The 13,363-nt window shown below is 24.5% G+C and carries 16 protein-coding genes; 8 read left to right on the top strand and 8 right to left on the bottom strand.

Going from position 1 to position 13,363, the window contains the following annotated elements; genetic code table 11:
* Nucleotides 1-504: 504 nt before the first annotated feature.
* The 6 genes from hmd to BGI41_RS02825 all read left to right on the top strand — a co-directional run bounded on the left by hmd (nucleotide 505) and on the right by BGI41_RS02825 (nucleotide 5,608).
* A complete protein-coding gene (hmd, locus tag BGI41_RS02850) occupies nucleotides 505-1,521 on the top strand; it encodes a 5,10-methenyltetrahydromethanopterin hydrogenase (protein WP_088538735.1) in 1,017 nt (338 codons plus the stop codon).
* 138 nt (nucleotides 1,522-1,659) lie between these two features.
* Nucleotides 1,660-2,676 (top strand): 5,10-methenyltetrahydromethanopterin hydrogenase cofactor biosynthesis protein HmdB, encoded by a 1,017-nt coding sequence (hmdB, locus tag BGI41_RS02845; RefSeq protein ID WP_088538734.1) that lies wholly within the window; start codon nucleotides 1,660-1,662, stop codon nucleotides 2,674-2,676.
* A 171-nt stretch (nucleotides 2,677-2,847) separates the two neighbouring features.
* Nucleotides 2,848-3,333 (top strand): DUF3236 domain-containing protein, encoded by a 486-nt coding sequence (locus tag BGI41_RS02840; protein WP_088538733.1) that lies wholly within the window; start codon nucleotides 2,848-2,850, stop codon nucleotides 3,331-3,333.
* 13 nt (nucleotides 3,334-3,346) lie between these two features.
* Entirely contained in the window at nucleotides 3,347-4,183 is an 837-nt protein-coding gene (locus BGI41_RS02835; protein WP_088538732.1) for an SAM-dependent methyltransferase HcgC family protein, read from the top strand.
* A 31-nt stretch (nucleotides 4,184-4,214) separates the two neighbouring features.
* Nucleotides 4,215-4,958, top strand: coding sequence for a Nif3-like dinuclear metal center hexameric protein (locus BGI41_RS02830; RefSeq protein WP_088538731.1), 744 nt, complete (start codon nucleotides 4,215-4,217; stop codon nucleotides 4,956-4,958).
* A 14-nt stretch (nucleotides 4,959-4,972) separates the two neighbouring features.
* Nucleotides 4,973-5,608, top strand: coding sequence for a ThiF family adenylyltransferase (locus tag BGI41_RS02825; protein ID WP_088538730.1), 636 nt, complete (start codon nucleotides 4,973-4,975; stop codon nucleotides 5,606-5,608).
* Between the two features lie 140 nt (nucleotides 5,609-5,748).
* Here BGI41_RS02825 and BGI41_RS02820 read toward each other — a convergent pair whose 3' ends face one another.
* Nucleotides 5,749-6,483 (bottom strand): S9 family peptidase, encoded by a 735-nt coding sequence (locus BGI41_RS02820; protein ID WP_158211962.1) that lies wholly within the window; start codon nucleotides 6,481-6,483, stop codon nucleotides 5,749-5,751.
* A 122-nt stretch (nucleotides 6,484-6,605) separates the two neighbouring features.
* Between BGI41_RS02820 and BGI41_RS02815 the strand changes: the two genes are divergently transcribed.
* Nucleotides 6,606-7,181 carry a FeGP cofactor biosynthesis protein HcgF family protein gene (locus tag BGI41_RS02815; protein WP_088538728.1) on the top strand — a complete coding sequence of 192 codons (576 nt, stop codon included), beginning with the start codon at nucleotides 6,606-6,608 and terminating at the stop codon, nucleotides 7,179-7,181.
* A gap of 132 nt (nucleotides 7,182-7,313) precedes the next feature.
* On the opposite strand, the gene cbiQ is transcribed toward BGI41_RS02815, so the two are convergent.
* The 4 genes from cbiQ to BGI41_RS02795 form a co-directional block, all read right to left on the bottom strand.
* A complete protein-coding gene (gene cbiQ / locus BGI41_RS02810; protein WP_088538727.1) occupies nucleotides 7,314-8,147 on the bottom strand; it encodes a cobalt ECF transporter T component CbiQ in 834 nt (277 codons plus the stop codon).
* A gap of 132 nt (nucleotides 8,148-8,279) precedes the next feature.
* Nucleotides 8,280-8,564 carry a PDGLE domain-containing protein gene (locus BGI41_RS02805; RefSeq protein ID WP_088538726.1) on the bottom strand — a complete coding sequence of 95 codons (285 nt, stop codon included), beginning with the start codon at nucleotides 8,562-8,564 and terminating at the stop codon, nucleotides 8,280-8,282.
* Nucleotides 8,565-8,566: 2 nt separating this feature from the next.
* Nucleotides 8,567-9,205 (bottom strand): cobalt transporter CbiM, encoded by a 639-nt coding sequence (gene cbiM / locus BGI41_RS02800; RefSeq protein ID WP_088538725.1) that lies wholly within the window; start codon nucleotides 9,203-9,205, stop codon nucleotides 8,567-8,569.
* A 385-nt stretch (nucleotides 9,206-9,590) separates the two neighbouring features.
* Nucleotides 9,591-10,109 carry a lipopolysaccharide assembly protein LapB gene (locus BGI41_RS02795; RefSeq protein ID WP_088538724.1) on the bottom strand — a complete coding sequence of 173 codons (519 nt, stop codon included), beginning with the start codon at nucleotides 10,107-10,109 and terminating at the stop codon, nucleotides 9,591-9,593.
* Between the two features lie 311 nt (nucleotides 10,110-10,420).
* Between BGI41_RS02795 and radB the strand changes: the two genes are divergently transcribed.
* Nucleotides 10,421-11,128: a DNA repair and recombination protein RadB gene (radB, locus tag BGI41_RS02790; protein ID WP_088538723.1), complete on the top strand. Its 708-nt coding sequence runs from the start codon at nucleotides 10,421-10,423 to the stop codon at nucleotides 11,126-11,128.
* Between the two features lie 274 nt (nucleotides 11,129-11,402).
* On the opposite strand, the gene BGI41_RS02785 is transcribed toward radB, so the two are convergent.
* The 3 genes from BGI41_RS02785 to BGI41_RS02775 are packed head-to-tail and all read right to left on the bottom strand — an operon-like array spanning nucleotide 11,403 to nucleotide 13,166.
* On the bottom strand, nucleotides 11,403-11,747 hold the full coding sequence (locus BGI41_RS02785) for a DUF2149 domain-containing protein (protein ID WP_088538722.1): 345 nt from the start codon (nucleotides 11,745-11,747) through the stop codon (nucleotides 11,403-11,405).
* Nucleotides 11,748-11,755: 8 nt separating this feature from the next.
* On the bottom strand, nucleotides 11,756-12,406 hold the full coding sequence (locus tag BGI41_RS02780) for a MotA/TolQ/ExbB proton channel family protein (RefSeq protein ID WP_088538721.1): 651 nt from the start codon (nucleotides 12,404-12,406) through the stop codon (nucleotides 11,756-11,758).
* Nucleotides 12,407-12,461: 55 nt separating this feature from the next.
* Nucleotides 12,462-13,166 (bottom strand): DUF2162 domain-containing protein, encoded by a 705-nt coding sequence (locus BGI41_RS02775; RefSeq protein ID WP_233126298.1) that lies wholly within the window; start codon nucleotides 13,164-13,166, stop codon nucleotides 12,462-12,464.
* Between the last annotated feature and the right edge of the window lie 197 nt (nucleotides 13,167-13,363).

Here is a 13,363-nt window from a genome sequence, read left to right as displayed (position 1 = left end):
AAATAATTAATTAAAAATAAAATAAATAAAAAATGATTTTAAAAAATATAAATAAAAAATAATAAATATTGAAGTTAAAAAAAGATTTAAGATGTATAAAATAGTTAAAAATAAAAAATATTAAAATAAAATTCAAAAAATAGAAAAAATATTAATTTAAGGATAAAGATAAAAATAATAAGAAGTATTACAAAAAATCAATTATAAAAGTTTATATATTAACTTCAATAAATTTAATAATACTACTATGCTACATACAAATTATTAAAAAAATCTTATTTTAGATAAAAATATAAGTTTATTATAGAGATAATTGATTTTATAAATTAATTAACAATTTTTTAATAAATATAAATCTAACCCTTAATTTAAAAATTATTGTATTAAATAAATTATAGTATATTCATATTACTATAAATTTAACCCTTAATTTAAAAATTGTATTAAAATACAAAATGTATAGAGCAAGTAGTTAAATAAATATATTTAAGGAGACAATAAAAAATGAAAGTAGCAATTTTAGGTGTTGGATGTTACAGAACTCACGCTGCAAGTGGAATTACAAACTTTGCAAGAGCTTGTGAAGTAGCTGAAAAAGTAAATAAACCAGAAATTTCAATGACTCACTCAACAATTGAAATGGGTGCAGAATTATTAAACCTCGCTGGTGTAGATGAAGTAGTTGTATCTGATCCTGTATTTGAAAACGGATTAACTATCATCGATGACTTTGTTTACGAAGATGTAATTGCAGCTCACAAAGAAGATCCTGAAAAAATCATGCCACAAATTAGGGAAAAAGTTAAAGAAGTAGCTAAAGATTTACCTACTCCACCAAAAGGTGCAATTCACTTTACTCACCCTGAAGATTTAGGTATGACTACTACTACTGATGATAAAGCAGCAGTAGAAGATGCTGATTGGGTAATGACCTGGTTACCAAAAGGAGATATGCAAAAAGGAATTATTGAAAAATTCGCTGATGCAATCCCTGAAAACGCAATTATTACTCATGCATGTACTATTCCTACCCCAATGTTCAAAGGTATCTTTGATGACTTAGGACGTGACGACTTAAATGTTTGTTCTTACCACCCAGGAGCTGTTCCTGAAATGAAAGGACAAGCTTACATCTCTGAAGGTTACGCATCTGATGAAGCTATTAAAACTTTATTAGACTTAGGTACTAAAGCTAGAGGAAACGCATACACTTTACCTGCAAACTTACTTGGTCCTGTATGTGATATGTGTTCCGCATTAACTGCTATTACTTACGCAGGTATCTTAGGATACAGAGATACTGTAACCCAAGTTTTAGGAGCTCCAGCTGGATTTGCTCAAATGATGGCTGCTGAATCCTTAAAACAAGTTACTGCTCTTATGGAAGATGTTGGTATTGATAAAATGGAAGAAAGTTTAAACCCTGCTGCATTATTAGGTACTGCTGATTCAATGAACTTCGGTCCTACTGCAGAAATTTTACCAACTGTCTTAGAAGCATTAGGTAAAAGAGGACAATAAGTCCTTTTAATTTACCTTTTTTCTTTTTTTTAAAAAATAAGACGATATACAAATTTAAATATAATATATTAAATTTTAAATATTCAAAATCAAATAAGATTTTGGAAAAAATACTTACTAATTAATCTGGTGTATACAATGATAGACGAAATACTTACTAAAGCTAAAAATAATAAGGAGTTAACTGATAATGAACTTCTTGAACTTTTTGAAATAGATAATGAAACTGATTTAAAAAAGTTATTAAAAGTAGCATCAGATATTCGTAGTCAAAATTATAATGAAATTAAACTTACTTCTACAATACATTTAACAAATAAATGTCTTATTGAACCAAAATGTAAATACTGTGGATTTGCTGCAAAAACATCAAGTCATGGTTATTACAATGCATTTTATAAATCAGATAAAGAAATTTTAGAAGCTGCAAAATGTGTTGAAAAATCAGGTATCCCTAGAATAAGTTGTTCTGGAGGATATGGATACAAAGGTAAACAAGGAGTAAATGCTGTTAAAATCATTAAAGAAAACACAAACCTTGAAACCCTTGTTAATGTTGGAGCAGATCTCAATGAAAAATCTGTACAGGACTTAAAAAAATACCATGCAGATACAATTTGTATTAATCTTGAAACAACTAATAAAAAGTTGTTTAAACTTTTAAAACCAGGAGATAGTCTTGAAGATAGGATTAATGCATGTAAAATGGTTTGTGATGCTGGATTAGAATTATCTTCAGGCTTACTTATAGGTATTGGAGAATCTTATCAAGATAGAATTAATCATCTTAGATTCTTAAAAAGATTTAAAAATCTTGGAGAAATTCCAATTATGGGTTTCCATCCATATGAAGATACCCCAATGGAAAATATACCAATATGTCCTGTTGATGAACAATTAAAAACTATTGCTATTACACGTATATTATATCCAAAAATTAGGATAACAGCACCAACACCAACTATTGGTCCTGAAAATGTAGAATATTCACTTAATGCAGGAGCTAATAATCTAGCTACAGTTATTCCAGAAGATTATCCATTATATGTAAGAGGAGTAGGATCACCAGAATATGGTAACCTTACTGAAGTTGTTAATGTTATTGATAATCTAGGTCTTGGAGTAGAAGGAAATATAGCAATTCCTGCTAAATAAAAATATTACTTTTACTTTTTTTATTAAATTATTAATTTTAAAAAATAATGATTTAATTAAAAATAACAATTGTTATATAATTATTTCTTAAAATAAATATTAAACTAGTAAAATTTTTATAAAAATTTTAATAAAAAATTATATATTAAATTATTAAAATTTGGGATAATAATGGCTTTTGAAGAAATTATTAAAAATGCAACTGAAGAATCTATTAATGGAACTCGTACTGGAGATACAATAAAAGAAGTTCAAGCAATTCAGGCATATATTAAAAATGTTAAAAAAATAGTCATGCCAAATAAAAATGGTGTTAAAGTAAAAGTTATAAACAAAGTATTAAAAGAGTATAATTTACCTAAAGCAGATTATTTAAAAATAAATACAAATTTTGCAGATTCTGATAGATACCCTGCAATTGCAAAAGGATTAATGGCAGTAGATCAAAGTGATGCAGAATTAATAATTGCAAGAGGTAGATTAGGATTACCTGGTTCTGGTTCACTTTTAATATTTATGGATAATAAAGGTAGAATTTTAACAAGTGGATCATCACCTTCTCATGCAGTAAGTAAAATAAATATAGAAGATGCTGTATATAATGAAGCAGTAGAAGCTCTTGAAAAAATAGGTTTTTCTAAAACTAAAAAACAATAAATAATGTGATTAAATGACAAATCCTATAGAAAATAAACTAGATTATCATACTGGAATAAGTAATGAAGTATTAACAATCGTTTCAAAAACTAAAGTAATAGACATTATAAATTATATTACTAAAATAAAAACAGAAAATGTACTTAAATGGATTAAATCATTAAAAGAAAATAATGAAATTAATTCAGATGATACATTAATTATTGTTGGAACCTATTTTACTGGTCTTGGAATTGTAAAAACATTGAAAAAGGAATTTAAAAAAATAATTCTTATTGATATTTATCCACATCTTGAAGAATTATTATATACTCCTGTTGGAGGAGATAAAATAGAAAAAGATACTATTGAATTTTCTTCTAATTTATCAGACATTAATAAAGGAGATATAATAATTGATACTACTGGATTTGGAGGATTAAATAAAGAACAATCAAGTAAAATTAATTGTAAAGCCTTTTTAATAGAAGATCCTACTGCTGAAGATAATGATATTCTACTTAAAAATAAAAATAATATTCATGAAAGATTAGATCTTGTTAATGCTAATAAAAAAGCTTATATTAAAACAAAAGGTTTAGATACAAAAACTTCTGGTACAATGACATTTACAATTAAGATACTAAATAAAAGTATTGATGATGCATTAAATGAAGATGGTGTACTTTACAGTGCAGCAGAAATGACATTCTATGAAGATATTATATTTAAAGAGAAAGATATTAATAAATTCATTAAATTATCTACTAGAAATGCAATAAAAGTATCAAGTATTAAATTATTAAATGTTGATAAAATTATTGAAAATAATCTAGATAAATTAGAAAGTGCAATAATTAGTATAAATTAATCTAATAAAATTATCTATAAGACTGATAAAAATGAAATCCATTGATTTATTTAATGAAATTGATAAATTAATACCTAAAAGATTAGCATTAAAAAATGATGATATTGGGTATCATGGTCAATTAAATCCTAAAAATCTTAATATAGAAAAAATTAAAATTATGATGGATTTATATCCAGAATATGATAATTATAATAAGAATACTTTAATTATTACACATCATCCACCGAAATTTAATCCAAAAACTCCAAATTATACAATACATTCAAATTGGGATATTATTGATGGTGGTGCAAATGATGCTCTTGCAGAATCATTAAATCTTAAAGTTATAGATTATTTTGATAAAAATACTAAAATTGGCCGTATTTGTAAAGGTAATACTAATATAAAAGAATTACTTTTAAAAATAAATAATAATTTTAGAATTGATAAAAATAATAATGATATTAACTCAGTTAGAATCGTAAATTATAAAAATTCAAATATTAAAAATATTGCAATAATCTCAGGTTTTGGATTAAGTAATTTAGAATACATTAAATTAGCAAATAAGCTTAATATGGATTTATTAATATCTGGAGATTTAACACAATCTGGAGCAGTACTTGCTCGTAATCTTGGAATAAGTATAATTGATACAAATCACCATAGTTGTGAAATTCCAGGCTTAATAAAATTAAAAGAAACAATAGAAAAAATAGGACTTCCTGTAGAAATTATTGATACAGGATTACCTTGGAAAGATATAAATTTAAATTCCATTAAAAAATAAAGGAGGATAAATAGATGACTGATAAAATTCAAAAAGCAGAAGATGCAAAAATACCAAAAGGAACTGTTGATTTAATAGGTTTTGGAAGGTTAGGTCTTAGAATTGGAATTAATCTTATACAAGTACATAGAGGAGGACCAAAAACAATCAATGTATTTGATGGTCAAAAAATTTCAAATGGAGACATTATTTTCCATTTAAATGGTGGAAAAGTTGGACAATACAAAGGAGAATTATTAAAAGAACTTTGTAAACATGACCCTGAATTTAGAGCAGTTAATAATTACAATGAAGATATTACTGATGATAATATTGATAAAATCCAAGGAGATGTAGTTGTTATACAAATAGCTGGTGGAGATACTATTCCTACAGCTGCAAAAATTATTAAAAAAGCCCATGATAATGGTGCAACTGTAATTGGAACTGGCGGAATCTTTGGAATTGGTGAAGAGGAAATTATTACAAAAGATATTTCTGAATTTGATGATTCAAATCCTGTAATTAATGCTCTTAGAAAAGAAGGAATAACTGAAAATTATAAAGTTATTAGTACAAATAGATTTATTCGTGATAATGTACCAATTACACCATATGTTTTAGACAAAGTAGCTAACACAATTACAAAAGAAATTATAAAAGCATTATAATAAATTATTCTATATTTAAAATAGAATTAATAAAAGATTAAATAATAAAAAAATAATTATAAATATATATCGTATTGATATTATTTATAAAATTTAATTTTTTTAAATAAAAATCAAAATATTTACTATTTTTATAAAAATTAATCAAATATAAATTTATTAATTTCAGATACAACAATATCTTTAGTTTCATCTGAAAATCTATGAGGCTCATTATCAAAGATAAATAAATGAGAGTTTTTATATTCTTTATCTGCATTAATTGCATATGAAACAGGAACTCTTTGATCTAATTTTCCATGAAAAATAAAAACTGGTTTTTTATAATCTTTAATATCATCATAAAGATTTATACTTGAGGAATCTTTAATATATTTTTCACCTAAATATTCTGGCATTAATGTTAATACATTATCTTCCCGCATATTATCTAAATTACGAGTATCATCAGGAATAACATATGCTGGAGCAAATAAAAATAAAGCAGAAATATCATCAGATCTACTAGGAGCAATAAGACTACTAACAAGTCCTCCTTGACTATGACCTGCTAAATATAATTTATTAGAATCTACAAAATCTAATTTTTTAACATTATCAATTACACAATTTAAATCATCAATTTCTGTAAGAGGTGACATATCACTTATTTTACCATCACTTTTACAATCATAACCTCCACCTCTAAAATCAAATACAATACTTGCAATTCCATAATTTAATAATTTTTCAGCATAAGGAATCATATAAGTATAATTTAGAGATAAACCATGAGATAAAATAATAGTTGGAACTTTACCAGGTAAATCATCAGGTACATACATTAATCCATTAATATTCTCATTATTAAGTTTACAATTAAAATCTTTTATCATATTAATCATTTCAATTAAATTAAATAAAAAAATAAAAAATTATTATCATGAAAAACAATAATTAAACTAAAATATGTTAAAAAAAATATATAAATCTAATTAAATAAATTAAGAGGAATAAAATGATAAAAATAGCAACTGCAGAATGCTTTACACATGGAGTTATAGCTTGTCAAATTCATAACCTTGCACAAGATTATTATGGAGATTTTGGTGCAGATAAAAATCTTGTAAATGAAATTAATAGAGATATTGATGAAAGATATGATTTTACAAAACTTAGTATAAGTTGTGGACTATTTATTCCGACCCTTGAAGCTGTTAAAAAAGTATTAAAAGTTGAAAATCCTCCAGAACCTTATAAATTAATAAAAGGTATTAAAGTATATAATGAAGAAGATGATAAAAAAGTAGCAAGAATAATGGGACAAGCTGTAAAAGAAATAAGTGATGCAAATATTGGTATTGGAACTACAGCAGGCATTGGTAGAGGAGGAATTGCAATTATTACAGATAAATATGATATTGTAAGTACTACTAATGTTTATGCAGATCTTGTTGAATGTGATTGTGATAAATTAAGTAAAAGACAAAAAGATGGAGTAAAAAAGACAATTGAAATCTTAATATATGTATTAAATGGAAAAATAGACAAATTAGAAAAAGATTTTAATAATATTGAAATTTACAAAAAATAATTAATAAATTAAAATAAAATAATATATTTATAAAAAAATAGTGAAAAACTAAAAAAATAGCCTAAAAAAACCCCAAATAAAATATAAAAAAATAGTGAAAAAACTCAAAATAAAAAATTAATATAAATAGTTTTATCTAGTGTATAATACTGTTCCTAATATACCAATATGACTAGACCTTGTAAATAAAACTATTTGAACAACTACAATTAAAACAATTAAAACTCCTATATATAAATACTCAGAACGTCCAATTGATTGACGTACTTTATATAAATCAGATTTATCAGAATAACAACGTGCCATCATACTAAAAAAGGTTGTTTCTCCTTTTTCATATGCTTTTAAAAACATCATTCCAATAGTATAACCTACTTGTTTTACTCTCCATTTATATGGCGTTATTGAACTATGAATATCAAAGTTTCTAGATTTTTGACTTGTTCTAATTGATTCTAATTCATCAATAAAAATAAATAAAAATCTTACCATAATTGAAAGAATCATTGCTATATCTCTAGGCATTCCAAGTTTCCTAAGAGATTGTACAATTTCTTGCATAGGACTTGTAGAAGATAAAAGAACAATGGCAGTTAAACAAACAATTAATCTTAAACTTAACATAATAGTCCAATTAAGACCAATATCAGTAATATGGATCCATGAAATAGGACTTTGCCATAAAACATTACCGGGATGAACAAATGGTTGGAAAACAATAATAGCTCCAGCAAAGGGTAATAATAATATAATTCTTTTAAAACATGTTTTAAATGATAAATTTGCAATATACATTGCTACAAGTAAAAATGTTTCCATTACAATAGGACCTAATATTTGATTTGAAGCAACACAATAAACAATTATTAATAATGTAATAATTAATTTAATTCTACCTTCCATATTATGAATAGGTGAGTCCTGTCCAGAAATTATATCTAAATCTACTGCTTCTGTAATATTCATATTTTTTCTCCTAACAATTTAAAATACAAGATTATCCTAAATTAAAAATCAAAATTTAAAAATTAAAATAAATTAAACAAAATTATTATAAAATTAAAAAATATTTAAGGAAAAAATAATCCTTAAATATATTTAATTGTGTTTTCTAACAACGTAAGCTAAACCATAACCTAAACAAAGTGTAACAAGTGCACCAATGATTAAAGCAGCTACTTCTCCAATTGAACTATCACCTATAGTATAATCAGGCATAGGTATATTTAAATAAGATTGTTCAACAGAATCAGGAACATTTGAATCTTCTGCAGATTTTTCAAGTCCATCAGGATCTCCAGATGCTATAAATGGGGATAAACAAGCAATAACAACACAAAATACTATACCTACTATAATAAGATATTCAGTTTTTTTATCCATAATTACACCCCAGTATCCTTTTTATTCCAAACTAATAAATCAGGTCTATATTTTTCTAAGACATAAATTACAATAATTGTTAAAACTGCTTCAATTATACCAATAAATGCATGGTATAAACCCATAGAAGCAAGTCCAATATCAAGTGGGAAGGTACCTGCTATAGCCATTTCAACAGCACAAGCTTCTGCTGCTATAAATGTTGCAAGCCATGCACCGACACCAATTGCAGGATATTTTCCAATAAAGTTTTTTAATCCTTTAAATGTGTATAAACCAACACATCCTCCAATAATACCCATATTTAAAACATTAGCTCCTAAAGTAGTAATTCCACCATCACCAAAGAGTAATGCTTGTATAAGCAATACAATAAAGAATACAAGCACACATGCTTCTGGAGCCATGAATACTATAGCAATCAATGTACCTCCAACCATATGTCCACTAGTACCAAATGGAATTGGCATATTCATAGACATAATTGCAAAGATACCTGCAGCTAATACAGCCATTAAAGGAATACGTTTTTCATCTAAATTATTTTTAGCCCACTTAGTTGCAAAGTATAATGCAATAATTAAAATCACATAATAAATTGCACATTGCCATAAAGGTATAAAACCATCAGGTATATGCATAAAAATCACCTATAATTTTTTATATATTAAATAAAACAAAAATAATAGTTAAATTATAACTTCAATAATATTATTTAATTAAAAAGTATTAATCAATTATAGAAAGCATATAAATTTATCAAACTCCAATAAAAAAAGTAATACTTTTTACCAAAAAATTTACTTAAAAGTAATACTAGAAATTAAATATAAATCAATACTTTTAAAATATAATGCTTATTAATATATAAATAATAAAATAATTTGTTTTACACTAGTAATTATAAAAAATATAGTATATAAAGGTTTATTTTGTAATACTATATTAAAAATAAAGGTATTAAAAGTAATACTAATTAAGTAAAAAATTATAAAAAATAAATTATAATTTAAAAATAATATCTAATTAATTATCTTTTCTACTGAAATAAAGTTTCTGTAATAATCTAAAACTTAATCTTTCTTGATTTTTCTTTAATTTTAATGTTTTAGCTTTTTTAAAAGATTTTTCAGCTTCTTTAACATTGCCTAAGTTTTTATATAAATTTCCTTTCATTTCCCAAGGAATATATAATGTATTATCTTTATCTATTGCAGTTTCATAGAATTTAAAAGCATAATCCGTTTTTCCCATTGCTTCATAAATTGAAGCTTTTTCAATAATCGCATAAACATAATCTGGTGTTTTATTTAATATTTTATTACAATAATTTAATGCTTTATCATAATCATGTTTATTTTTTGATCTATTAGCTAAATAAATATTAATTTCCTTAGAAAATGAAGAAATAATAATTAAAATCAAAGCAAAACACACAATTCCCATAATATACTCTTTCATAATAAATATTGAATAACATATAGCAATAATCAAAATTATAATAAGTAAAGTATCATACCCTTTCCATCCTTGATATCTATCCATTAAATCACCTTTAAATTAAAAATATTAAATTGTAAACATAATAATTAAAAATGAATCATTATAATAACTATAAACTAATATTTAATAAATTATATAAATTTTATATTAAATATTTTATAATTAAAATAATATTTCAATAAATTAATATTTATATCTAATATTAGTATTACTTAACATATAAAGAAAGAAAAAATAAAGTAATAATTGATTAAAAATTTCAAATAGACAAAATCAATATTTAAATTAAACTAATTTTATAAATATTATAAAAATCAAAGAGTTAAACACTTAACAATTTTTAAGGTATGAAAATGAAAACACTAGCAAAAATAAATAGAAACGAAAAAATACCTACAAATTCATCAATTGATGATATATTAAATGGAGGGCTTGAAAAAGGAATTATTACACAAATATTTGGTCCTCCAGGATCAGGAAAAACAAATATTTCCTTACAATTATCTGTAGAAGTAGCAAAAAAAGGTAAAAAAGTAATATACATTGATACTGAAGGTGGATTATCTATTGATAGAATTCAACAAATAGCTAAAGATTCATTTGAAAAAGTTGCAAATAATATAGTAATTTTAGAACCTACTACTTTTGAAGAACAAGAAGATTATATAATAATTATTGAAACATGGCTAAAGAAAAATAAAGAAGACGTTGATTTACTTATACTTGATTCCGCAGTAGCATTATATAGAGTTGATGAAAGAAAATCATCAAAATTAAATAAAAGTTTAGGAAGACAAATGGGAATACTTGCTAAAATAGCCCGTAAATACAATATTGCAATTTTAATTACAAACCAAATTTATGCTGCATATGCTGATGAAGATAATAAAACTGAAATTAGAGCCGTTGGAGGAACCACATTACAATATTGGAGTAAAGTTATTATACAATTAGAAAGAACTGATATGAAAAGTCAAAGACTTGCAACAATAAAAAGACATAATACTCTTCCTGAAGGAAAAATTGTAAACTTTTTAATTACTGAAGATGGAATAAGATAATATTCCTTCTTTAATACCTATAAAAAAATTACTAATTTTTAATTTAAATTTAATTTATAACTACATAATACTATTTTTAAAATACACAAACAAGAAAAAAACTATTTTAAAAATTACTTAACATTTTAAAAAACTAGAAAAAAATAAAAAAACTTTTAAAACTTTTAAAAAATAATAAAAAAGAATTTAAAAATTAAACAATTAAAATAAGAAAACTAATTTTAAAAATAATAAATATTTGAAAAAAAGAATAATTAAAGTTTATAAGAAGGAATTAACCTCCTTGAACCATAATCAGTTTACCTGTTTTAGGGTCCTTATAAACTTTACCTTGTTCTACATAACCTTGACCAGAACTTTTAGAATTTTGAGGAGTTTCATTTAACTCTTTACCTTGAGTTACTTGAGCAACTTGTTGCATAGCTTGCATAGTTGTTTGTTTTTGTTCTTGAGACATGTCTTTATTAAACACAACATCTTGCATGTTCCAACTTAAAACTAACATGATCATAAATCCTAAAGCTAAAACAAGCATACAATCAACAATGTTAGAAGTTCCAGACATAGGATTTTCATCAGTGTGTGTATGTCTTCTACGACGTCTTCCATATCTAACCATAAACCCACCTAGAATCTATTTTTAAAAAAGTTAAGTACAGAATCAGTTAAAGTATCTAAATTATCAAGATATTGATCATACCATCCACTACGTACTTTAGATATATAATATGCAAGTGCACCTGAACCAATACCTACAACTGTAGTATCAAATGCTACAGTTAATGAATCTGCTAAAGTATTAATATCTCCAGTTTTAAGAGCTGCTAAACCACTACCTAATGGAATTAAAGTTCCCATTAAACCTAAAGTAGGACCAATACGTACAATAATATCAGTTCTTCTAAGTCTTTTACTTACAAGCTCTTCACGTCTTTCAACTAATCTAGTAGCCATAGTTTCTTTAGCATCATAAGATAAATCTTCAGAATCTAAAATTTTAAATAAAATTTTCTTTTGAGATTTATTGATTTTTGCATTTTGAACATGTCCTCTAATTTCTTCAACAGAATTACTTTTATCAATATTTTCAATTAAAGAGTTTATTTCTTTAATAGAAACTTCTTTTCTAGAAGTATATTCTGCAATTAATGAACCTAATGATATTACAACATAAAATGCAAAAATTAATAATAGAACTATAACTGGAATTAAAAGACTTTGAGATATAACATTCAAAAGAGAAGTTAAAAAACTTCCTCCAGGAATATTTACTGCCATTAAATTTTCTCCTATTAATTTTTATATAAAATAATTAAATTTATAAAGAATTTAACTAGAAATCCTCATTTTTACGAGTATACAATGCCCCTAAAATTAATAAAACAATAGCCACTATAATCACATAAATTAAGGATGTAAGAGAAGATATTGTAATTCCACCTAATGATTTTTTCATAACCGCAGTAACATTAGGGATTATGAGTGGTGAAAGTAAAAAATACAATCCTATAAAAAACATGAAATCTCCAAGAATAATTGGATATGGAGTATTTAAAACTTTAATAACAACATCTGCGATGAAATAAGTAATTGTAATAACAGCAACCATTGCTATTGCTACTAACCAACTTAAATTCATCATACTTATTCCAACCATAGGTGTTACTACTAAAATACTTGCAATAATAGCACCAAAACAACATGGACATGGAGCAATAATTGCAATTGCTGCAGGTTTTGAAGTATTTTTACCATGAACTTTAAATTCACGTATTGTAAGAACACCTGCTGCAATCATAATACAAGCCATTATTAAATAAAACCATGTATTAAACCCATAAACTATTGATGTTATTTGAGTAGCAAATGGTTGACATATATAACTAATAACCATTATACCTCCAAAGTATAAAATATCAATTAATGCTAACCATTTTTTAGGCATATGAGATAAACCAGAAGCTAAACCTACTTTAACTCCAAAAACAAGAACAGCAGCTAAAATACCAAATTGTAATAAAACTGACATCCCATTCATATTTACCACATCAAATAATAATATAATAGACTCAATTGAATAATCAAGATTTTTTATAAAATTTAAAATAATGAGAATTCAACAAAGTTAAAAAATAAATTAAAAAATTTACTTAATAAAAATCCTCTTTAAAAAAGATAAGATTATAAAAATAAATTAAAATTTATTACTTATTATTTATTTTAATACTATAATTT

Source organism: Methanobrevibacter sp. 87.7 (assembly GCF_002208625.1).
GTDB lineage: Archaea > Methanobacteriota > Methanobacteria > Methanobacteriales > Methanobacteriaceae > Methanarmilla.
This window is presented reverse-complemented; position numbering and strand designations above follow the sequence as displayed.

Bases quoted from the DNA above. Each gene is read 5' to 3' on its own strand.
- hmd (WP_088538735.1), top strand. From the start codon at position 505: ATGAAAGTAGCAATTTTAGGTGTTGGATGTTACAGAACTCACGCTGCA.
- hmdB (WP_088538734.1), top strand. From the start codon at position 1,660: ATGATAGACGAAATACTTACTAAAGCTAAAAATAATAAGGAGTTAACT.
- BGI41_RS02840 (WP_088538733.1), top strand. From the start codon at position 2,848: ATGGCTTTTGAAGAAATTATTAAAAATGCAACTGAAGAATCTATTAAT.
- BGI41_RS02835 (WP_088538732.1), top strand. From the start codon at position 3,347: ATGACAAATCCTATAGAAAATAAACTAGATTATCATACTGGAATAAGT.
- BGI41_RS02830 (WP_088538731.1), top strand. From the start codon at position 4,215: ATGAAATCCATTGATTTATTTAATGAAATTGATAAATTAATACCTAAA.
- BGI41_RS02825 (WP_088538730.1), top strand. From the start codon at position 4,973: ATGACTGATAAAATTCAAAAAGCAGAAGATGCAAAAATACCAAAAGGA.
- BGI41_RS02820 (WP_158211962.1), bottom strand. From the start codon at position 6,483: ATGATAAAAGATTTTAATTGTAAACTTAATAATGAGAATATTAATGGA.
- BGI41_RS02815 (WP_088538728.1), top strand. From the start codon at position 6,606: ATGATAAAAATAGCAACTGCAGAATGCTTTACACATGGAGTTATAGCT.
- cbiQ (WP_088538727.1), bottom strand. From the start codon at position 8,147: ATGAATATTACAGAAGCAGTAGATTTAGATATAATTTCTGGACAGGAC.
- BGI41_RS02805 (WP_088538726.1), bottom strand. From the start codon at position 8,564: ATGGATAAAAAAACTGAATATCTTATTATAGTAGGTATAGTATTTTGT.
- cbiM (WP_088538725.1), bottom strand. From the start codon at position 9,205: ATGCATATACCTGATGGTTTTATACCTTTATGGCAATGTGCAATTTAT.
- BGI41_RS02795 (WP_088538724.1), bottom strand. From the start codon at position 10,109: ATGGATAGATATCAAGGATGGAAAGGGTATGATACTTTACTTATTATA.
- radB (WP_088538723.1), top strand. From the start codon at position 10,421: ATGAAAACACTAGCAAAAATAAATAGAAACGAAAAAATACCTACAAAT.
- BGI41_RS02785 (WP_088538722.1), bottom strand. From the start codon at position 11,747: ATGGTTAGATATGGAAGACGTCGTAGAAGACATACACACACTGATGAA.
- BGI41_RS02780 (WP_088538721.1), bottom strand. From the start codon at position 12,406: ATGGCAGTAAATATTCCTGGAGGAAGTTTTTTAACTTCTCTTTTGAAT.
- BGI41_RS02775 (WP_233126298.1), bottom strand. From the start codon at position 13,166: ATGAATGGGATGTCAGTTTTATTACAATTTGGTATTTTAGCTGCTGTT.